This window comes from Alteromonas sp. H39, assembly GCF_047556435.1.
Taxonomy (GTDB): Bacteria; Pseudomonadota; Gammaproteobacteria; order Enterobacterales; family Alteromonadaceae; genus Alteromonas.
In genome coordinates this window covers 1,361,871-1,383,617 of record NZ_CP180210.1, presented here as the reverse complement: position 1 = coordinate 1,383,617, position 21,747 = coordinate 1,361,871, and the positions used below count along the sequence as shown (strand labels likewise).

At 47.6% G+C, this 21,747-nt stretch carries 16 protein-coding genes, 1 other RNA gene and 1 riboswitch; of the genes, 4 read left to right on the top strand and 13 right to left on the bottom strand.

What is annotated here, in order from left to right:
- Window positions 1–38: 38 nt before the first annotated feature.
- Window positions 39–139: riboswitch (TPP riboswitch) on the bottom strand.
- 643 nt (window positions 140–782) lie between these two features.
- Entirely contained in the window at window positions 783–2,555 is a 1,773-nt protein-coding gene (locus ACLBLI_RS06020; protein WP_414830219.1) for a helix-turn-helix domain-containing protein, read from the top strand.
- Window position 2,556: 1 nt separating this feature from the next.
- Here ACLBLI_RS06020 and ACLBLI_RS06015 read toward each other — a convergent pair whose 3' ends face one another.
- Window positions 2,557–2,997 (bottom strand): acyl-CoA thioesterase, encoded by a 441-nt coding sequence (locus tag ACLBLI_RS06015; protein ID WP_414830218.1) that lies wholly within the window; start codon window positions 2,995–2,997, stop codon window positions 2,557–2,559.
- Between the two features lie 65 nt (window positions 2,998–3,062).
- On the opposite strand from ACLBLI_RS06015, the gene ACLBLI_RS06010 reads away from it, so the two are divergent.
- A complete protein-coding gene (locus ACLBLI_RS06010) occupies window positions 3,063–5,183 on the top strand; it encodes a GNAT family N-acetyltransferase (RefSeq protein WP_414830217.1) in 2,121 nt (706 codons plus the stop codon).
- A 367-nt stretch (window positions 5,184–5,550) separates the two neighbouring features.
- On the opposite strand, the gene ACLBLI_RS06005 is transcribed toward ACLBLI_RS06010, so the two are convergent.
- From ACLBLI_RS06005 to ACLBLI_RS05975, 7 genes are all read right to left on the bottom strand, one after another.
- Window positions 5,551–6,816, bottom strand: a complete 1,266-nt coding sequence (locus ACLBLI_RS06005) for a tetratricopeptide repeat protein (protein ID WP_414830216.1) — start codon at window positions 6,814–6,816, stop codon at window positions 5,551–5,553.
- 2 nt (window positions 6,817–6,818) lie between these two features.
- The gene (locus ACLBLI_RS06000; protein ID WP_218310740.1) at window positions 6,819–7,430 is read right to left on the bottom strand and encodes an energy transducer TonB; all 612 of its coding nucleotides are present in this window, start codon (window positions 7,428–7,430) and stop codon (window positions 6,819–6,821) included.
- A gap of 1 nt (window position 7,431) precedes the next feature.
- Window positions 7,432–7,830: an ExbD/TolR family protein gene (locus tag ACLBLI_RS05995; RefSeq protein WP_218310741.1), complete on the bottom strand. Its 399-nt coding sequence runs from the start codon at window positions 7,828–7,830 to the stop codon at window positions 7,432–7,434.
- Window positions 7,831–7,841: 11 nt separating this feature from the next.
- A complete protein-coding gene (locus ACLBLI_RS05990) occupies window positions 7,842–8,366 on the bottom strand; it encodes a MotA/TolQ/ExbB proton channel family protein (RefSeq protein WP_414830215.1) in 525 nt (174 codons plus the stop codon).
- A gap of 1 nt (window position 8,367) precedes the next feature.
- Window positions 8,368–9,726 carry a MotA/TolQ/ExbB proton channel family protein gene (locus ACLBLI_RS05985; RefSeq protein WP_414830214.1) on the bottom strand — a complete coding sequence of 453 codons (1,359 nt, stop codon included), beginning with the start codon at window positions 9,724–9,726 and terminating at the stop codon, window positions 8,368–8,370.
- Between the two features lie 6 nt (window positions 9,727–9,732).
- Window positions 9,733–10,494 carry a DUF3450 domain-containing protein gene (locus tag ACLBLI_RS05980; RefSeq protein WP_218310744.1) on the bottom strand — a complete coding sequence of 254 codons (762 nt, stop codon included), beginning with the start codon at window positions 10,492–10,494 and terminating at the stop codon, window positions 9,733–9,735.
- 434 nt (window positions 10,495–10,928) lie between these two features.
- On the bottom strand, window positions 10,929–12,752 hold the full coding sequence (locus ACLBLI_RS05975; RefSeq protein ID WP_414830213.1) for a putative 2OG-Fe(II) oxygenase: 1,824 nt from the start codon (window positions 12,750–12,752) through the stop codon (window positions 10,929–10,931).
- 96 nt (window positions 12,753–12,848) lie between these two features.
- Between ACLBLI_RS05975 and ACLBLI_RS05970 the strand changes: the two genes are divergently transcribed.
- Window positions 12,849–14,405, top strand: coding sequence for a sulfotransferase (locus ACLBLI_RS05970; RefSeq protein ID WP_414830212.1), 1,557 nt, complete (start codon window positions 12,849–12,851; stop codon window positions 14,403–14,405).
- A 165-nt stretch (window positions 14,406–14,570) separates the two neighbouring features.
- On the opposite strand, the gene ACLBLI_RS05965 is transcribed toward ACLBLI_RS05970, so the two are convergent.
- The 3 genes from ACLBLI_RS05965 to ACLBLI_RS05955 all read right to left on the bottom strand — a co-directional run bounded on the left by ACLBLI_RS05965 (window position 14,571) and on the right by ACLBLI_RS05955 (window position 19,966).
- On the bottom strand, window positions 14,571–15,488 hold the full coding sequence (locus ACLBLI_RS05965; RefSeq protein WP_414830211.1) for a class I SAM-dependent methyltransferase: 918 nt from the start codon (window positions 15,486–15,488) through the stop codon (window positions 14,571–14,573).
- A gap of 87 nt (window positions 15,489–15,575) precedes the next feature.
- Window positions 15,576–18,215 carry a TonB-dependent receptor domain-containing protein gene (locus ACLBLI_RS05960; RefSeq protein WP_414830210.1) on the bottom strand — a complete coding sequence of 880 codons (2,640 nt, stop codon included), beginning with the start codon at window positions 18,213–18,215 and terminating at the stop codon, window positions 15,576–15,578.
- Between the two features lie 650 nt (window positions 18,216–18,865).
- On the bottom strand, window positions 18,866–19,966 hold the full coding sequence (locus ACLBLI_RS05955; protein ID WP_414830209.1) for a tryptophan 2,3-dioxygenase family protein: 1,101 nt from the start codon (window positions 19,964–19,966) through the stop codon (window positions 18,866–18,868).
- Between the two features lie 175 nt (window positions 19,967–20,141).
- On the opposite strand from ACLBLI_RS05955, the gene ACLBLI_RS05950 reads away from it, so the two are divergent.
- Window positions 20,142–20,423: a late competence development ComFB family protein gene (locus tag ACLBLI_RS05950; RefSeq protein ID WP_218310751.1), complete on the top strand. Its 282-nt coding sequence runs from the start codon at window positions 20,142–20,144 to the stop codon at window positions 20,421–20,423.
- Window positions 20,424–20,434: 11 nt separating this feature from the next.
- Here the strand turns inward: ACLBLI_RS05950 and ffs are convergent.
- Together ffs and ACLBLI_RS05940 are read right to left on the bottom strand one after the other, a co-directional pair.
- Window positions 20,435–20,531: signal recognition particle sRNA small type (gene ffs, locus ACLBLI_RS05945), an RNA gene on the bottom strand.
- Window positions 20,532–20,614: 83 nt separating this feature from the next.
- Window positions 20,615–21,673, bottom strand: a complete 1,059-nt coding sequence (locus ACLBLI_RS05940; RefSeq protein WP_414830917.1) for a Glu/Leu/Phe/Val dehydrogenase dimerization domain-containing protein — start codon at window positions 21,671–21,673, stop codon at window positions 20,615–20,617.
- Window positions 21,674–21,747: the final 74 nt, after the last annotated feature.

Below are 21,747 nucleotides of genomic sequence, written 5' to 3'. Positions count from 1 at the left end.
TGAAGAAAAAAAGATCCGGCATGTCGGCAGGTGATGTGGCTAATTGTGTAAACCATCCCTACGCCGGTATTATCCGGATCAGGTAAAAGGGTTCCCACGTTGTGGATCTCAGCCGGTTTCGGCACCCCTTGGTGTGTTGATCTTCATCAACAGCGGCGAGTCTATCAGTATTGGCGCATGAATCAAGGCTGTCAGAAAAGAAAAACGCCCGTCTACGGACAGGTAGCGGGCGTTCAAGTGTCGGAGTGACCATGCAGGCTTGATGTCTTTTGGCATCGTTAGCCAACCCTGCTTTGGGAAGTCGGGACAAATTGGCGGTATGTCCTTAACAACAAAGCAGCGAGTGAGCATCCACATTAGTGTCGTAGGAAGTCACACTCAGGAACAGCAATCTTAAAAAGAAAGCGTGTCACGTTATGATGAAGTATAGGTCGTATGCCTGACACAAAGATAGGACACCTCTTCGCCAGGATAGGACAGTTTCTATCAATATTGTGATGACTGGGCGTCCGGGTAGCTGTTTCCGTGCCACACCCTGTGCTAATGTCAGAGGTAGCCGTCATTAACCGACTACCCGATTTACATCGATACTTCCCCGTGATGGCGTCGCAGGCTGTCACCGTAATGCAAATAAGGAAAAAGCTGTGAATAGTAACTGCATTTTCTGCATGAAGATGTCACTGGTAGCTGTACGTTGTCATCATGAATGCGGCTTTGTTAGTTGAGGTCTATGTGGAAATGACGCTAATAAAATAAAAGTGAAGACGACATGAAGGATTATTGTGGAAAATAAAGGGCTTTTTTGGTCAGCCATGGTGAGGGCAATCCTCAGTCTGCGCCGTGACACGCAAACTCAGACTGAGGATGACAGCTACGCGTTCACACTTCTGGAGCGACTTGAAGCGGGAAACCTGAATGACGCCGCATTGGCCAGCCTGGTATCCCGACTTACTCCACCTGATCTATTACCAGTATTGGGCAGATCACTGATTGGCTATCTGGACTTCAACAAAATGGGAACGTTGATCATGTTTCTGACCGCATCAAAGAATGTGGCAGAGATGTTTGACGCGCTGCGTCAGTTTCAGGGCAAATTGTTTAAAGACGACGCTGGATTTGATGTCCGATCCGATAAAGACCACACCACGGTTAGCTGGAGTCCGGGGGCGTTTGAAGCGCTTGACGTGCTTTTTGCGTACTTTTTGCTCAGTGTGGCCAGACACCTGGCGGGAAGAAAGTTTGATTTCACAGAGATTACGCTACCCGGTCAAAATACCGCGGGGTTACTTTTCGCAAGCCTGAGTTCAGCAACCGTCCTGAAGGCAGAAAACGTCACGTTGTCGTTTGCATCCAAGTGGATGCAGACCCCCTCGTTCTATCACAGCGCTCAGCTAAAGTCTGTCTTGTCGTCATCGCTTAACGTACAGCCCGCCATGTCCACGCTGCAGCGCATTGAAGCGGTTTTTGAAGGGAGTCCAAATCCAGCAAGGATAAGGCTGGAAAGTGTTGCTCAGTCGTTGGGTCGCAGCGAGTCTGCGTTACGCAAAGAACTGAAACAGGAAGACATTAGTTTCAGCCGGGCCTTAAAAAACTTTATTCATGACCGTGCCTGTCAGTTGCTGCTGGCAGGTGAAAAAACCGATTACGTAGCGACTACGCTGGGATTTTCAGACAGACGCTCATTTGATCGTAGCTTTAAAGAACACAGTGGCATTAATGCCGGTCAGGTTCGCCAGCTGGGTAACCGCCTGCGCTTTCAAAAAGGAAATACACATTTACTGGAGATAGTGGAGCATTTGCCGCCGCTTCCGGATACCGTCAGCAAACTTCTGGCACTGGATGACGAGAAAATGTCTCTGTCTCAGGTGGTAAAGATCATCGAAACAGATCCTATTTTTTACGCCCATGTTATGGGAAAGGCAAGTCGCGCATCCTTCGGCAGAACACCCGACTCACTGGAGCAGGCAATCGGGAGAAATCTTGGCCTCAGCAATATCAAAAATATCGCTGTAATATTTTCAGCGCAACAGCTACTCACCTCACAAAGCCGGTTTCAGGACGTGTCATTACTAACCGATGCCATGCTGCTAAGTGATCAGATGTACTCAGACGCTTTTGAGCTACCGGATGTCAGTGTGGAAAGCACTCAGACACAACAACTGCTGTTGTTTGGATTATTGTCATTGCTGTTAGTTTTTCACAGCGACTGTTTATATGTCGACGGGGCATTACAGCAGTGGGAGCAGGCTGATAATTTTGCTCAATTTACACAACATATCAAAGGTAACTATGGAATTTGCCTTTACGGTGCCACATCGCTGATGTTGTTACGCTGGGGATTTACCAGCAACATTAATCAGCAGCTATGGAAGCTTTGTCATGCTGGTAACGACACGCGCATGTCACCACAACAGTACCGTATCGTAGCGGCTCATGATCTCACTGTAACCGCATTACTGTTTGGAAAAGACAATGCTGATGTGCAGTTGAAGAAATACAGTGCGTTGTCTGCAACCGAGCAGGAAGCAGTGCGCCACCTGCTGGTTCGACTGTAGTTTAGACGTTGTCTTTGAGGTTCTCTTTAGGCAGCAGGTGCAAACTCCGCACTTCTTCTTCTGTCTGCGTTTTTAGTCCTTCCAGCGTTTTACCGTGAGGAACTGGTTGTCTGGTAACCGGATCAACCTTAACAAAAACAATGTCGTCAGCAAGACAAATCGTTTTCTTTGTCGCTTTGTTTCGTACCAGGCAGCTTACCTTAATGGAGGTCCTGCCCACGCCTTTTGTCTCAAGACCAAACTCAACAATATCTCCCTGCATAGCCGGAGACTCAAAGTTGATCTCGCCAATGTGTTTGGTTACCAGACAATTGGTTTCCAGCTGACAGATTGCATAAATCGCTGACTCTTCGTCAATCCACTCCAGAGCCCGGCCACCAAATAATGAGTTGGCATAGTTAAGATCATTTGGCATCACCAGACGGCGAGAAAGAAAGCGCATTCGAATTCCTTGCAGTTAATGGTTAAAATCACCCGTTCAGTATACAGCAAAACAGTGGGCATAGCGTGCAAGAGCTAATCAACTGGGTATTTTTCCCTAATGGCGCGGATAAGTCAGAGTGCCTGCATCGCCAGTGTCTGCTATTAAGTCATGATAATGCGATAGCACAGGCAAAAGATATACTGGCGTTTGCTCCAGCTAGCACATCGTTATGCTGGCTGGGAGATAACGCCCCGGCCAGTGCAGTTCACGTGCCGATAACGCAATATCGCAGGCTCCTGGGGCAGGAGTTTAACGTGGCGGTTTACAATGCATTCGCGCCATTCCGTCCTTCAGCGCTGCTGGCGCTTGCCGGCACAATCCGCAGTGGCGGAAGACTGATTATCGCCTGTCCGCCGCTTTTGGACTGGCCACGTCATTGCGAAGTTCTGGATACGCATTTTGTTAGTCATGGCTGGCAGCTTAACGCTAGCCGTTACATTCAACACTGGATTGAACTTGCTCTTCAGGATTCAGCGGTGGCGATTTTCGATGCGCATCAACAACGATTGCCAGTGAAGCTCGGTGCGCGCCAGGAGCCCGTTGCCGATGACAGATTTATCACCCACGACCAGCGTCAGACTTATGAAGCCCTTGTGAAGACTTCTGACAGTGCAATCATCACGGCGCCGCGAGGCAGAGGTAAAACGGCACTGCTGGGTGAATTCGCCGCTACACTACTGGCAAATGGCGAAAGCGTTATGTTGACGAGCAAGCATTTTGAGTCAGTGCAGCCCTTAATTGACCGGCTCAGAGCCAGAGCTGATCTCACTGAAATCGCTGCAGGTCAGTTTCGGCACAATGCAAATCAAGTGACATTAAACTGGGTGGCGCCTGATAATCCGCAGCTGCAATGTCGCGACAACGGCGTGCTGATTATTGACGAAGCCGCGTCAATGCCGCTTCCACAGATACAGGCGTTAATTGAGTTGTCTGCACGCATAATTCTGGCAACGACGACAGAGGGTTATGAAGGAAGTGGACAGGGATTCCTTCACCGTTTCATGCCACACTACCTGGCAAAGAAAAACGCGACGTATCATCATCTGAAAACGCCGATCCGCTGGCTTGAGAACGATCCCCTCGAGCGCCTTACCTCAGTTGGCCTGCTCTTTTCACCGGAAGAGCCAGCGCGGTATAGCACTGGCAATACACCAGAGCTGACACTGAACTGGGCTGACTTTTCAGCGCTTTCAAAACCCGTAACGCACCGCGTTATGCAGTTACTTATCCAGGCACATTATCAGACCACGCCCGATGACCTTATGCGACTGCTCGATGCCCCTGACATAAAATTGCTGCTGGCCACACACAGGGACAATGTCGTGGGCGCTACCATAATTAACATGGAAGGAGGACCGCGACTTGAAGAGGTAGCATCCGGTATTGCCTGTGGCTCACGCAGAGTGAAAGGCCACCTGAGCGCACAGCGGATAGCTTTGATGCTAAGTGCACCCGAGGCGGCAACCGCACTGTACTGGCGTATTAACCGTATTGCTGTAGCACCTGAACACCAGAATCATGGATACGGTAGCCAGATGCTGGCGAAAGTTACAGCCGATGCCACCCTGAACAAGATTGACGCCATCACAAGCTCATTTGGTTACACTGAACTTCTGGGACGTTTCTGGCAAACGAATGGACTGGATGTTATCCAGCATGGCGTGAAAAAGGATAAAGCCAGTGGGCACGCCAGTGCATTGGTATTTCGTGCCATTAGCCAGCGTGCACAACAATTTAAACCTCTACTGCAGGCAATAAAAACCCAGGAGGATAAGGCGTTGGGTATTGTTTCGCTATCATCGGAATACTCAAGGTTCAGTAAAGACGTTGCCGCCCGGCTTCCATCACTACATATTAGCAAGCTTCAGCAATTTGTTGCCGGCACCCGCGATTCGGTTCAATGTATGGGCAGTTTGCACTGGCTGGCTGACTCTCTTAAGAACCACCTAGCCGGACAACGGGGAACGGCAGATCTTAAAACTGAATTTCCTTTACTCGACTATCTGCACGACAGACCGTTCGACAGTGCCGCACTACAGCGTTACGGCGCACTGTCCAGCAAAGCAGAAATGAAGCGCGCGCTGCAGGCCCAGGTCAATCGTGCTTTAAGCATTTACGTAGCTACCGCCAGCCAGATTCTTTAATCCACGCATCCCAACTGCGCGGCGGGCGCATAAGAAAATAATCAACTAGCCACAATCACCGCTTTGGAATGATGGTGGCTCTGCAGCACGATATTGCCCTCATCCGCTCAGCAAGCCGTTTCGCCTGTGCTAACGACTTCTCCTTGCCGCTGGTGTCACGCCTCGACCCAGCAAGATGTGGACGATGCCTCTATCCCCTGCTCTCTAATATTTTACACAACATGGCTAACTGGTGCCGAAAGTGCAATTACACAGGATAACCAAACCCGATTGGCAAAGCCTCACATAATGACCGCTACCGTAATTCCGTTAGACCAACAGACATAAAAAAAGCCCCAAAAGGGGCTTTTTATCAGATACCTGAGAACTAAATGTTAATTCCGCGGTTCTTCGCTTTTTCTTTGATGTACGGTTCCCATGCAGACGCGTTGCGTCGCATAGAACGATCTTTCTTCGCTTCCTGTACATGCTCGTATGCGGCTTTGAAGTCACCTTTGTAGAAATTCGCTTCCATTAATGAGAAGTGAATGCTCGCAGGATTTTCTGCACCGCGATCGAGCGCACTGTTCAGAGCTTGAATCGCACCGTTGTAATCTTCAGCAACCAGTAACAATGTACCTTGCTTACGATAATGTTCAGGGTCTGAGCTCTTCGCCGCAGCTTTACCGTAGTAATTTGCCGCGAGGTCATAGTTTTTCGCCTGATGATACGAGTTAGCAACGCTTGCCAACATGTCCGCATTATCTTCAAGCAGACCTGAGTCGATGTACTTTTCCATCAACTTCGCTGCTTTATAGGGAACGCCATTAGTCGCATAAAGCTGAGCCAGCGTTTTGATTTCATTCGCTTTCTTCAGGAAACCCTGTTCGTAAGCCAAATCAAACGTAGACAAGCCTTTCTTGAAATCTTCCACTAGCATGTAGAAGAAACCAAGCTGCGTCCACCAGCGACCATTTTCAGGGAACTTAGAAACCAGTTCCTCTGCAACAGCAACAGTCTCCGGATACATCTTACGCTCGTAGTAAGAAGTCAGTTTAAGAACATAAGGGTTCTTGTTCGGCTTCTCATACAGCGCAATTGCTTTGTCAGCAGGGTCTACCATTTTATCTAACTGCTTAGACTCATAGTAAGCCTGCGCCATGCGAGTATAAACGTCTGGATCTTCCTTACAGGTAAAGTCCATCCATTCTTTGTACCACTTGACGGCGTCATTGTACTTGTTTTCCTGCATGCTCAAATCGCCAATCAGTTTCAGCGTTTGGGCGTGTTCAGTGTCATTAAGTACTTTAGGCTGCACTGCATCGGTAAGGTAACCCAGTGCTTTTGTGCCTTGCCCTTCACGAGCGGCCAGCAGGTTACCAATAAAGCGTCCAACGTAAGACTTATCGAAGTCGTCAGAAGGTTCGATGTCGTACAGGATTTCCAGTGCTTCATCGACACGGTCTTCGTTATAAGCTTCAAACGCCTTTTGTACTTTTTTACCAGTACGCTCACCTACCAGCGTTGTTTTTCCCTTTTCATAGCCAGGACAAACTACTGCGGCAGACTGCGCCATAGCTGCAGGAGCAGCAATGGCAGCGCCGAAACCCATGACTAAAGCAACGGCTGACATTTTGAATGTACGTTTCATCATGATCATTGCTCCAGTTTAAAGTCTAACTGTACGAACATATCAGGCTGTTTAACCGCTTTACCTTCAACGATTTTAGGCTTGTATTTCCACTTACGCAGAGCACGACGTGCCTCGCGGTCGAAAATACGACGTGGTTCAGAATCGATAACCTCGATATCTTCAACACCGCCAACTTCGTTTATGGTAAAGGACAGTCTTACCCAACCTTCTTTACCGTCACGTGCAGCTTCCGGTGGATACTTAGGATCGATACGAACGATTGGTGTAGCTTCACCATCACGTTGCATCGCGCCAACAGCACCTATGTTTACACCTACACCACCTGTGTCGATAGAAGGAATGTTCAGGCTAAAGCCATCTGCATCCGGTTCTGCCGCTTCAGGTTCAACAGGCTGCACTTTAGGCGGCTGTTGTGGTGGCGGTGGAGGCGGAGGTGGTACACGAGTACGCGTTTGCGTTTCGTCATCCGGCTCCTGCATAACAATATCAATAACGGGCGCTTCGGGTACTTCATCTGCTGGTCTGGACGAGTTTTCAATCAACTTCGCCATTAAGACAAACAAGGCAAATGCAACACCTGCACCTAATAATATAGATACGATAAATCGTGCCATTTTATCCCCTTGCTGCTACCGAAACGCGATCAACGCCTGCAGCTTTAACCTGGTCCATGATTTCCACCACCAGACCATGCTTGGCCTTAACGTCAGCCTGAATAATGACATAGTCAGTAGGCTGTTCCGTTAACAGTCGCTCTATATTCGCTCTAACGCTGTCCGGTGATACTTCACGTTTGTCTAACCAAACGGTGCCATCTTCTGTTACTGCGATGAAGATATTGGCATTCTTATGAAGTACCGCCTGGCTCGCGTCTGGCTTATTAACTTCGATACCTGCTTCCTTTACGAAAACGGTGGTAACGATAAAGAAGATTAGCATGATGAACACGATGTCCAGCATTGGCGTCATGTCAATCTGCGCGTCTTCTTCCTCGGTTCTGACTTTTCGAGCCATAATCTCTCTCTCTAATGATGTGGCAGGCTATCAACTAAGCCTTCTCTTGCCAGCTTCACCTTAGCTTCAAGACGAGAACTGATAAACAGTCCGGAAAGCGCCGCAACCATTCCCGCCATTGTCGGGATTGTTGCCATAGAGATACCAGATGCCATCAAACGAGCATTACTGGTTCCCTGCGTTGCCATCGTCTCAAAAACACTGATCATACCGGTTACTGTTCCCAGTAGTCCGATTAACGGGCACATTGCAATCAATGTACGGATAATCAGCATTCTAGCGTTCAGATCGTCTGACGCCTGAGAAATCCACGCGTCACGGATTCTATGCGCATACCATGATGTGGTATCACTTCGGCTGTCCCATCTTTGGATGATGTCTTTCTTCACCTTCGGGAACACCGATGTTAAATACCAGTAGCGCTCAATCATTAACACCCACATGAGAAAGAGCGCGGCAGCAACGAAATACAACACGTCACCGCCGGTAGCGATAAAGTCCCTGACCGATTCAAGTAATCCAATCAGGTATACCATATTACGCTTTCTCCGCCTCTGTATGAGCCGCTACGATACCCGCAGTTTGCTCATCAAGAATGTGTACGATTGACTTGCTGCGAGACGCTACGATGCTGTGAGTCAGAATCAGAGGTAACGCGGCAATGATACCTTGTGCAGTTGTCACAAGTGCCATCGAGATACTACCTGCCATCATACGAGGGTCGCCCGTACCAAACAGAGTAATTGTCTGGAACGTTGCAATCATACCCAGTACTGTACCTAACAGACCCAGCAGAGGTGCAATCGCAGCGAAGATTTTGATTACGTTGATGCCGCTTTCGATAGAAGGCAGTTCACGCAGAATCGCTTCGTCCAGTTTCAGCTCAAGGTTCTCAGCGTCCGCATTTTTGTTCTCCTGATAGACTTTCAGGATGCGGCCCAGAGGGTTGCCTTCAGAAGGGTTACCTGGGTTTTTCAGCTGTGAACGGATTTTGCCGCCAGTGATAGTCAGAGTGATCAGTTTGTAAATACCAATCAAAAGACCAATAACCAGCATAACAGTGATGGTGTAACCTACGTAGCCACCCGCATGATAACGCTCAGACCAGGTTGCTTTTTGCTTAAGCAGACCCAGGATTGCGCCCTGAGAAGGGTCAGCGTAGAAAGGAACCATACCAGAGTTAGCGTCCAGCAGATCTTCTGCTGATGCTACCAGGTGACCATCTGGTTGACGACCAAGCGGCTGAACCACTTCGTTTTCAACGTCATAAGTCAGGTAACCGTCTTGACCAACCAGGTTGAATGTACCTACACGAACAATCTCTTGCTCAGAAGTACCACCATCAAGGTTTACAACTTGTGTGCTGAAGCGAACAACCTGTCCACCTTCAGTCATTTCTTTTTGCAGTGCGAACCACAGGTCTTCAAGTTCCTGGATGTTAGGAAGACCTTTAGACTCTTCTGACATTTCTGCCAGGAAGTCATCACGACCCGGATATTGTGCACTTACAATTGAAGTAGAAACACGTCCGTAAGCTTCAGAAGCTGCCTGACGTACAACACCAAACATTTCACCCAGAGTACCAGTTGCCTGGTCAAGCTCTGCCGCTTTTTCGTTTAGTGTCACTTCGTTATCAGAGAATTGCTGTTGCAGACGATCGCCACGATCTTGCTCAGCTTGCAAGTCAGCTTGCGCCTGACGTAGCAGAGCCTGCTTGTCAGCACGTGCTGATTGGAATTCAGCTTCACGCTGTTGGTTAATGCGCGCTTCAGAAACACGGTTCTTCTGAACCTGGTCTAGCAGCTCCTGCAGACTCTTTGCTTCCTGAGCCTGAGCGCCGGTTGCGACAACCGCCATCGTTGCAGCGGCTACAAGAGATTTGAATACAGTTTTCATTAACACTTACTCCGCTGCACTAATTGGTAGTTTGATTAGGTCGGCAGGTACGACGTTATTCGCCATTTTAACTGCCTCAACAACTGATGAAAGATACTCATCACCAAGTTGCTCCCATGCGCGGGTCTCATTGTTCCATACCCAAGCTGCACTCTGGTCAAGCGACAGAGCCATCAGCGCAGTACGGCCAAGGTTAAAGAAGTCAACAGTAACTTCTGTACCGTTGTCGTCGATAGTACCCTGATAAGAATTGATCTTCGTGCCGTACTCAACTTCAACCAGATAGGCTTCGATAACCTGACGGAACTGCTCAGAAACAGTCACGTTAGAGTTAGCCATCAGGTCACGCAGACGTTCTACACGCTCAAGACGCTCGTCAAGGTGAATAGGACGATCCAGCTTGATGAAGCTTTCAAGGCTGTCAATCATGCGGAACATCAGTGGAACGATACCTTGCTTAGTTTGCTCAATGCTGTCGATTTGACGTTGCAGAGAGTCGATGCTGCGCTGCTGGTCAGCTACCAGGCTAGCAATGTAATCGTTGTAAATTTTCAGGTTCTCAGTCTCATCGACTGTTTGACGGTATTCAACCAACAGCTCTTGAGATTGCTCGAACAACGTGTTGATTTTTTCTTGAGATTTCGCTGCAGCTGCGTGGATCTTAGCTTGCTCTTTGTGAAGATCGTCAAGCGTATCTGCAGAGACTGCGCTACCTGTCAGTGCGAATGCACCCATCACAGTAGAAGCAATAAGAGTTCTCTTGCTCATTTTGGACATAGTTCCCAACCAAATTTCTTATTTGAATCCTCGCCACGAAGGAAAAAACTTTCCGGCAAGGGGCGTATAAACTTTCACAATTTTTGTTTCAGGAAGGTAGTAATTGCCGCGACTACGCCAATACTACGAACTCCTAATAGTCACATGGAATACTCGGAGTAGTCAAGTAACACCCTCTTAACACCCGGTCATGGTGGCGCTTTTGCTCACCATCTGACCAATTACGTCCCGCAAAGTTCGATGTTCAGAGGTCATTCCATGAGTAGGCACAATTGAAAGTTGTCTGAAAACGACGATTAATTCAGCACATTTTGTAAAAAAATTACACAATTGCCTAACCAACCGATAGCACCATCATGGATGAATCGAGTGATGGCGTCAACGCTGCTTAAAGTGATAGCAACAAATCAGGAAAAAGCAATTATTTAAGGCCGCTGTTCAGGATGTAAATCAAATGCGACTGTCAACCTGTGCTGACTGGCACTGAACGGTTGTGTTCCGTGCCATACGAACGACGGAAAGAGTGCCAGCGTGCCTGGCGACGGCTTTATCCAACGGTCTGCATCGATAGTTTGATTAAGAGCGATACCCGGCTTGCCCAAATGCAGCCACCCGGCCTTCCCGGATTCTGCAGCTGTCATGGACTCTGGTAGATCAACGTAGAAGGCGCTGCTATACCATCCCTTAGGGTGAACATGAGAGATATGAAACCCTTCGTCTTTCAGCCGGACTGACCAACTCGCAGTAAAATCAAATTTGCGACCAGCGTGAGATAACGTGGGGTGAGCGGAGTCTTTGGGTAACGACGCTAGCGCCTCGCTAGCGGTTTGATGTAGGGCTTCACGTAGTAGTTGAAGCAGTGGGTCTTTGTTTTTAAGCAAATCACCGGTGGTTTGTGTTCCCCGACGTAACGTTTGCTCGAGAGGTTGCTGCTCAGTCGCATGTAGTTCCACCAAGGTCGATTTCAGATCAGACAGAAAGTCAGCGGTAGAGCTATACCCTTGTGGCGTAATGAGTGTGACGGGCTTTACTAACGTGTCGTAGTTACAAAGCCAATGGTATCGCTCATCATGAGTGAGGCGCCATTGGGTAGCCTGTAAGCCCCAGTAAAGCTGATCATAGGGCTTCGCGTCGAGTAATTGGGCGATATACGGTTGTGCCTTGTCATATTGACCCTCTGCCAGCAGTGATTTTACCACCCATTCTTTGAGGTTATCATTTTCAGGCGTATGCATACTCAGTGCGCTAAAGGTTTCTATAGCCTGACCATAATCCTGCTTCTCATAGGCCAGCAATGCAATACGCTGATGTATTGATGGATGGTTACCGTGTTTTTTAACTAACATTTGCAACGCTTCTGCAGCTTGCTCATGTGCTCCTGCCTTAATACTTTGATCTGCATAGTCCAGCGCAGTGGGCAGCGGTTGCTTCTCGAGCGGTGAGCGGCGGTAGTCGCTGAGATAGTCTTCATCTCCCAGCTCGTAACGTAATGTGGATAGCAGTTTGAGAAGTGCTCTGGACTGACTGTGTATTCTCAAGCCTTCACGCGCACTGGTGACTGCTTGCTCAACCTGTTGGTTCCCCAGATAAAACAATGCAAGGCTTTCCCAGTCTTTATCTGTAGAGTGTGGATGTTGAGATGCAGCCTTAAAATAATCCAGTGCTGTTTCAATATTACCCATCTCTTTGTAAAACCAGGCTTTCGCCTGCAACAAGGCTATTGAGTCACCAAATTTCTGGCTGGCTTCATCCAGCAGCGCTCCCTGCTTGCCGTGCTCTTTTTGCTGCCCGTATGCGCGTGCTTTCAGTAACAGAATTTGTTCGTTCACGTCAGAGGGGGGGATCTTATTCAGCCAGATTAATGCTTCTGCTGGCTCTTTCACTTGCTCAGAAAGCAAAAATGCAGCGTACTTGCGGTATGTCTCAGCATCTTTAACGGCAGCAACAGCCTTCTGATGCCAGCGTTTGGCTTCAGAATAATCGTGGAACGCCGCTTTTAATCGTGCCAGTGATGAAAACAAATCATGTTGCGAGGGATTCGCTGACAACGAGCGAACGAAGTAATCACAAGCGAGTTTATTACGTTGCAATCGCTCGTAGGCGATGCCCGTCAATCGATACAACCGGAAATCCTGCAAGCCGGTATTTTCAAGGGCTATAAGTATTTTCAATGCTGCCTGAAAATCATTTCGCTGCATGAGCTGCACCGCCTGATTAAAATACTGCTGAATCTGCTGTGGGTTGCTCATGATTCCCTGCCACTCCCTCAATTTTTTTCGCACTGTTATTTAATAAGAACAAAAGATACCATCTTACGCAAAACAACAAAAAGAGTAGCGTGCAAAATGGATGACCGAAGTCAAAGATTGATAGAAAAGGCCAATCGCGCAATAAGTCAGAAAAACGTTACCTCAGCCACGTTGGCGCTAAACAAAGTCCGCCGATACTATCCCGAGGCACCAGAGGTACTGATGGCGGATGCCGAGCTGGCATTTATAAAAGGTGACATCCCCACTGGCACGTTGCTGCTTACGTCTCTTAGCAAACAAGACTCCATTTCACCGGCATTGATTTCTACATTACGCTCGCGATTGGAAAAATATGAATTGTACTTCCCCTTACGCGACGTCTTATACCGCGTAGTTTCCATGTTTCCGGATGATAACGACAGTCGTCTGCAGTATGCACAGACGCTTATCCAAACTGGTGCCATTACAGAAGCAATCCATCAGCTGCGCATTTGTGAATCCTCTATGCCCGATAATGCTACCGTCGCATTACAACTTGGCCATGCTTATAAAGCATTATCAGAAACAAATCATGCTGATAAGGCATACCATGATTACCTCAAACTTGCCCCTCAGTTCGCCGGTACTGCATTCTGGTCACTTGCCGATCTTAAGGATTACCGGTTTTCTGACAACGACATTGAAGCTCTTGGCACTGCATCTCTGGATAACGATTATCAAATGGCATTACTGTCTTTTGCCAGACAACGGGTTGCAGAACAGCAAGGCTCAGAAAAGGCGATTCCCTTGCTTAAAGAGGCGAATGTACAGTTCTCGAAGCACAGAAACTTCAGCCGTAACGGCTTCACTCGCCTGGCAAATGATGTGCAAGTTCCCGTTCCAACTCATTCAGCTGAGTCGCTTACACAGCGCCCGATATTTATAGTAGGAATGCCACGTTCCGGCACGACACTGACCGAACAAATTCTGGCAGCGCACAGCGATGTTGCCACCACTGATGAACTGCCTTACATAGAGCGCATTGCCATTTATCTGTCGAACAAAGGATATTATCCGGCAAATCTGGGGGCTTTACCTGATGGAGAAAGAGACAAGTGCCGTCAGTTTTACCTGCAACAAGCCGGACAATATCCGCTAACTGGTACCTGTTGCTTCATTGACAAGAATCCAAATAATTTTATTCATATCGGATTAATCCATACTCTCTTTCCTGAAGCGCAAATAGTCTGTTTGTCGCGCCCGGTCATGGACAACCTGGCGAGCGTATATCGTCAGTTATTTAGCAAAGGAAATGATTATGCATACCACCCGGAGGATCTGCTTGTTTATACGGATTCATTTTATCGTGTAATGAGCTACTGGCAGAAAACGTTACCTGAGGTGGTAAACATTCTCGACTATGAAGCACTGGTTGAGGATACCGAGGTCGTAATCCGTAAACTACTCAACTGGTGCCGACTTGATTTCGATCCTGCCTGTCTGCGTTTTTACGAAATGGACACCCCTGTAATGACTCCGAGTGCCAGTCAGGTCAGGCAGCCGATCAATACCAAAAGTATAGGGAGTGGCGATAGATACCGCGTACTTTTTGATGGCTTTAGTATTACTCCAGAGTCCATCGAGCAACAGCGTAAAACGCTTTTACGCCAATAGTTATGTTCTAATATTGCTGTGGCAAATATGACAACGCTACTATCGCAGGCCATGTCACATGGTGGTAAGGTAGGCCATGTGACAATTGGCAAGACTTGCATTTTTGGTTATTTTTCAACCTTCAGCGTAAAAAGCATAGATACGGCTGAGCCAATGTAATCAAACTTAGATAGCAGATTTGCTGGCGGTAAGAAGGTAGCCGGCCAACGACCCGTCCTGATTGATTGCTTCCCCATTAATGTTGTCAAAACCAGCTTGCTCGAGTGCCTCAATCAGCTTGGTTTTATCTGCACTATTCAATGAGGCTTCAAGCAAATCCTGAAGACGTTCAAACTGCCCTTTCATCTCCTTTTCAAAGAGCTTAAGCATTTGCTTTTTGTCTTTGAACTTAACCGAAGGGTTCATTACCGCTTTCAGAAAAGAGGGGAAATTTGTTCCGTATAGCCCTTGTTGATTAGAAGAAGCGACCTGTTGAATTGAGCTATTTAATGCATTTCGACAGTTCTCTGCCTGCACAGACTGCGGTCCAAATTTGGCAAGTGCATTAATTAGCTGTCTTAATATATTTAGCGGCCCGTTATCTTCCTGTAACGCGATAATGGCATCAAATATCTGACTATTTGGCTTTACAATACTGCTATTGCGATCGTGCATCACCCACTGCACACGACCATGCTCTTTTAATACCCGTTCAACTTCTGGAATCGATTTCGTAAGATCGCTGTATTCAATGCCAAATTGCGAAACCACGACATCAACACTGTTATCATCAAACGGCAGTTTTTCAGCCGGCGTGTTCGGTAAAAACGACACATTGGATTGCGTTAAGTTCGCGCCAATTTTAAGATTCGCGTAATCAACACCAATAAATGTGGGTTCCTGGCACTCTACCTCGTTTACAGCAATATCTATTAACGCGCCATTGCCCGTACCAATGTCAACAACCACCAGAGCCTCGTCTTTAAACGATTCAAAGAAGTCTTGCCATTTTGAGAAGAGCGTCCCCGTATAGTTGGACTTAATGTCGTCACCAAATGAAGTCAGGTGACCTTGCAGCCAATAGTCCGTCCAGTAATTACTCATCACTACTCTCTGTTTTTAGTAATAAAAAAGGCCGATTAAAATCGGCCTTTTCTTTATGACTTGTCTTACGACAACTCGTTCATGCTATTAGAAGCTTACTTGGTAAGCTACGCGATAGTCACGACCGAAGTTGTTGTACAGGTCTTGGTCATCCCAAGTGCCCGCAGAAGACAGTACTGGATCTTCATCAGTCAGGTTGTTAACTGTGAAGGTTACCGCACCGTAGTTACCCATGTCGTAAGTATAAGTTACGTTGTGGATTAACCAGCTGTCCAGCTCGCCTTCGAATGTGTCGTATACGTTGTCACCGTCTGAATCGCTTTCGAATTCAGAAGTGCTGTCTGTGTACGTCATGTTCCAAGAGATTGAGTGATCTTCAAGAGACCAAGCCAGTGTTGCCACTGATTTGAAGTCTGGAGAACCAGCCCAACCTGCGATGTCCTGAACTACACCAGCAACTTCTGTGTCGTAGCTCATTACGAAGCTGTTTACGTTCTGGAAGCGGAAATCACCGAACTCAGTTTCAAGGTTAGCATTGAAAGTTAAGTCGAAACCTTCAACTTCGAAACCGATACCGTTGAAGTATGAAGTACCTGCTTCAATCAGACGACCACTGTCAGCACGCTTCAGGTAGAAAGTCTGGCCAGTTACGTCAGCATCTGGACCAACAGACTGGAAGTTACCTGCCAGTTCGTCGTTGATCAGGCTTTGCAGAGTTCTTGACTGGATTACGTTGTCGATAGACAGCATGAAGTAGTCAAGTTTAACGCTGAAGTTATCGTTCAGGTCGTATGCAATACCCAAGTTGGTGTAGTCAGAAGTTTCTGCACCAAGGTCAGGGTTAGCTGAGTAGTAAGTATCGTACTGAGCAACAGTAGTTGCACCGTTTACGTAGTCGATTGCGCCTTCAGCAGAGAACGTAGTCGCTGCGTTCAACAGGTCAAGACCTGGGGCACGGAAAGACTCAGAGTAAGATGCACGTACAACCAGGTTGTCCATTGCTTCCCAACGAACAGACGCCGCTGGAGAAACTTTGTCACCGAAGTCAGAGTAGTCATCGTAACGAGCTTTAACGTTAACTTCTACAGTGTCAGTTACAGGCAGTACTGATTCGAAGAAGAATGCAGTTACGTCACGCTCACCAGAAGATGAGTTACCTGCAGAACCACCAACCAGACCAGTTTCTGACTGACCGTCGTAGATATCTTCGTAAGTTTGCTCGAAGTACTCAGCACCTACGTAGTGACCAGCAAGACCACCAGGCAGTTCAAACATGTCGAAGCCAAGACCCGCGAAGTACTGGTTGAAAGTAGAACCAGAGTTTTGCAGGGTAGTTGCTTTCATGTTGGCTTCACCTTCAGGAGAGCCAAGATCGATGCCGTTTGCCTGGTTGTAAGCAAGACCGCCGTAAGACAGGTAGTATTCACCAACAGACTTGTTATCAGCCATGTTGTAGTGGTAGTAAACTTCCCAAGAAGCGTTCTGCCAGTCAAGCGTACCACGCAGACCAGTAGTGTAATCTTGGTTGTAGTCGTCTACGTTACCGTCACGAGTACCGATACCAACCCAACGGAAGTAACCAGTAGTTTCTTCACCGAACGGGTTGTGAGGGTTGTCAGCAGACATGTTTCTCCAAGGAGCCGCTGGCGGAGCATAACGACCGAATGAAGAGTTTTGTACGAACATTGCCTGACCAAACCACTCAACTTCGTCAGCGATTTCATAGTTAGCATTTACGTACAGAGTGTTACGGTCGATAGACGCTGTGTTGTAAGACACGTTAGCGAATGCATACATACAGTAAGTAGAGCCTGGGCTCCAGTCTTCGTTCGCGTCAACAACTGCGAATACATCGTTACCGTACTCAGAAATCAGGTCGTTACACAGAGGAGATGCCTGCGCTTCAGAGAAGTCAGGAGCCGCAACTGTTGCACCGTAGATAGACCAACCCGGGGCGTCCGCAGTGTAAGCTTCGATGTCACCGTCGCCGTCCAGGTCACCCAGTTTCGCTTGAGTGTAAGAACGGTCAGCGTCAGAAATACCTTTACGCTTCTGGTGGTCGAATGAGAATGTGATGTTACCTTTGTCGTTAGACAGACCGCCAACAACAGAGAATTCTTGTGAAGTTGTGCCTTCGTCCTGATCACGCTGACCAGCGCCGATGTTGAACGTCAGACCTTCAAAGTTGTCTTTAAGGATGATGTTTACAACACCAGCCATTGCGTCAGAACCATAGATTGAAGAAGCACCTTCAGTCATGATGTCGATACGCTCAACAGCAGCCATTGGAATGGCGTTAAGGTTAGCAGAAGCACCACCCAGAGTAGGTGAACCTGGGAAACGACGACCGTTCAGAAGAACCAGTGTACGACGTGAACCAGCACCACGCAGGTTGATAGTTGCTTGAGATTGTGCAGAAGAACCTGAACGCTCAGAGAAAGAACCGAAAGAGTTCAGTGAGCTTGAACGCAGAGCGTCCGCAACTGTGAAGTCACCTTCCAGTTTGATATCTGCTGCAGTGATTGAAACAACAGGTGACGCACCTTCAAGGTCAGTACGCTTGATGCGTGAGCCTGTTACCGAGATTTTCTCGATTGGTTGATCTGCATTAGCATCAACTTCAGCAGTTGCCTGTGCAAAAGCAGAAGGTGCAATCATGGCTGCAGATGCAGCACCAAAAGCACAAGCCAGCTTAACTGACTTTGCCAGTTTCGAGTTTGTAAACATGTATTGTCTCCCTGGACCACTAAAACTCTTAGTGTGTGTTTTTAAAATCGCTTGGAACGACTTATTATTTATAAGGTCTAAGCCTCAGGAATGATAATAACCACATCCAGCAACGGGGGTCAACTGGGATCCGACGAGCGGGTTTTAAAAGTTCAATTTTTTTTCAGTCATTTATCACTTCGCTGTAAAAATTAACTTACACCACCATCTTTATTAACGCTCAATTTACTTTTCAAATTAAAATACGGTTAATTTTCATACTACTGCAACACAAACTTGCAGACTCGCGGTACGTGTTTAATCATTTTTATCCTCACGTTATCTGCTACTCACTGAAATTCAACGCATGTGGCCCGACCAGGAGAGAGTGTTTCGTCCAAGATCTTGAGTTTCTTTTTGGTGTAAAAAGAATGATGAAATGCCGCGCAGGAATTATGACTTGTGCGATTTTCAGTTTCCCTTTCCTGTGAGTTCGCAGCGATGTGTTTACAGAAAGAAAGTCCCCCATTTACGCAGTTCTGGAGCTACACTTTTGCGCTGCTACTGCACCCGGTGTCATTCCATATTCACTCAGGCAGGCGCCAGGTGTCGGTGCAGCAACATACGGCCTGCGTTAGTGACGAAGGCCGTTCAGGGAAAACCCATTTCACTCAGGTTCTGTCAGCGCTTAGATAAAAACCAAGGTACCGGGATATTTCATCTGGCAATGGTGGCAGCATATCTTTCGGCAATAAGAACGTCGCCATGTTAAAGAAATCCAGGAAGATACGATTAGATTCCGTCGTTTTCTTTAAATACTGATGTCCCGATGAACCACCGGTCCCTATTTTCGTACCCAGCATGCGTTGCACCATCATGGCATGGCGATAACGCCAGATTGTCAGCTTTTCGTCAATTTCTGTCAGGGCCGTAATGACCTGAAACGGCAGGTTGAAAATAGGCTCCTCAGAATATTGTTTAATGAAAAGCGCCGATAACATCGCACGTTGATTAAGCCGAAATTTCCCCTCAGACTGAAGTGCCGCATATCTGCTCTCATTGAAAAGTGCATCAAAATTTTCGCGGGTAGATTGCCAGTCTTTTAATTCCTGTTGCTTTTCTTTCTCTGACAAGGTGTCATTCGTTTCGATTGTGTCTTTGTCGTTCGACAGCAACTCGTCAGTCGCATTCTGATAGTGCTGCCAGAAATCAAAGTTCTTCATCTTTAATAAAGGCAGGCGCTCTAGCCAGCGCTCAATTAACTCAAATAAGCTGGGCTTGCTTTCCAGTGATTCCAGTAAGCTTCTGTCTTCATCGCTGAGACGGTTATAAAAACTTTGCTTATCAAAATCGATGCGGTATTCGCGCTTCAGACCCAATGAGATTTCAAGTCGTTTAAACTGAATGCTCTGAAAGCCTGAAGCAGGTACCAGCAAATCTCTGAATGACAAAAACTGTTGCGGCGTCATGGTCTCCATCACACTGATTTGATCGTTCATTAGCTGCTGGATCTGAATGATGCGGTTAAGACGGTGCACCACACTGATAAGCTGCTGGTCTTTAACCTCATCACTGTTGAAGGTATCGATTACCGCGTTGAGTTCATGCAACACCTGCTTAAACCACAACTCATAAACCTGGTGCACGATAATAAACAGCATTTCATCATGCGCGGGCTCACCATATTTTGTACTTTGGAGAGACTGGGCACCTAATAATTTATCTAGTTGCAGGTAATCACCGTAATAAACAGGCGTGGTGTTTCTTTTCATAGTGTTCTCGCAGACTCGTAGTGTTTTCGCTCAGTGTTGTTATTGACCGCAGACCTTCTTTCTGCCCTACAGTCTGTTGCTGCCACCGAATTTTGCTGAATCTTACCACCCTGCCCTCGACATCAACAGAGAACCAGCTATAAGGTATATAGAATTACTGTAAAGGGATCTGAAAATGAAGTTGGACGACGATATCCATAATTATTACGAACATCTGGTACTGGAAAGGATCACTGATCTCAAGCTGGATAAAACCAAGTCCGCGGATTATCTGGCTGACCTTTGCTGTCTTGCATTAAATCAGGTGCCACCGCGCTATATTCGTTACGAAGTGGATATGGCATTCTACCTGCCGCAAAGTGAAAGACAGCAAATGGAAATGAACGTAGAACATGCGGTCACGAAGGCAATGAAATTTCTCGACCAGGCGGCCGACAGAAAACCGAAGAAAGCGTGAATTGGGTGGCAGACTCCCAGCCACATCCCGGCACATGAGTCGTCTGCTGCGGCTGCTCCCTTCCAGGCCTGACCGGATTCACAGAGTATCATTGCGGGAGGACCAAGAGCCCACCATAGAAACTGGCTCAGTTCAAAACAGCGTGTCTGTCTGAACTGAGCGGCGCATTATGACGACTTGTTATGAAGGTTTCAACCCTTCGCGTTAAATCGTTCTTCCGCCATGGTATTGGCAACCCGGTTTGTGGCTTTCCCTTCTTCATCTGAGCGCGCGTATATCGCTTTCAGCGTAGTGCCAATGTTATCGAGATGGTCGCGCAGTGCCTCGTTGGACGAGCTTTCCATACGTTGATGGAAGATATCGATTACGCCACCGGCGTTAATCACATAATCTGGCGCGTAAAGGATCCCTTTCTCGCGTAACAATTCGCCCATCTCCTCGCGGGCAAGTTGATTATTGGCGGCCCCTGCAATCACTTTGGCCTTGAGCATGGGCAACGATTCATCGTTAATTGCTGCACCAAGCGCACACGGCGCAATGACATCAACATCCAGCCCGAAGATGTCTTCGGGTGCGACCGCTGTTGCACCAAACTCCCTCACTGCCCGCTCAACCCCTTCCGGATAAATATCAGTGACATACAATGTCGCGCCGGCGTTGTGAAGATGTTTTGCCAGGCGATACCCGACATGCCCCATTCCCTGAATAGCGACGGAAACGCCTTCAAGACTTCTCCCCGTTGCATATTCAACAGTTGCACGCAGGCCGACAAATACTCCATACGCTGTTGATGGCGCGGGGTTACCATCCGCCTCTTCGCCGTTATAGTGATACCGTGCGTTTACACCCGCAATGTAAGATGACTCTTTTGCCATGGCCTGTAAGTCAGTCACCGCGATACCTGAGTCTTCTGCTGTAAAGTATTTACCGCCTAAAGAATCAACAAATCGTCCCATCGCGCGCATCATTTCCGGCGTTTTAGCTTTACGCGGGTCACCAATTATTACAGACTTGCCACCGCCTAGTTCAAGGTTCGCCATGGCCGATTTGTAGGTCATGCCTTTGGATAAACGGAGTACGTCTGTCAGTGCCTCTGAACTGTTAATATACGGCCACATTCGGCAACCACCCAATGCAGGACCGAGGTTGGTATTGTGCACAGCGATAATCGCACTCAGACCCGCTTCTTTATCATGGTAAAAAGCTACGTGTTCGTGGTTATCGAATTCGGAATGGTCAAAAACAGACATAGTCACTCAAAAAGGTTGCTTGGATTTTACAATATAGTAGTTCAACTGGTTGAGGACATGCGTTGCGAACTTTG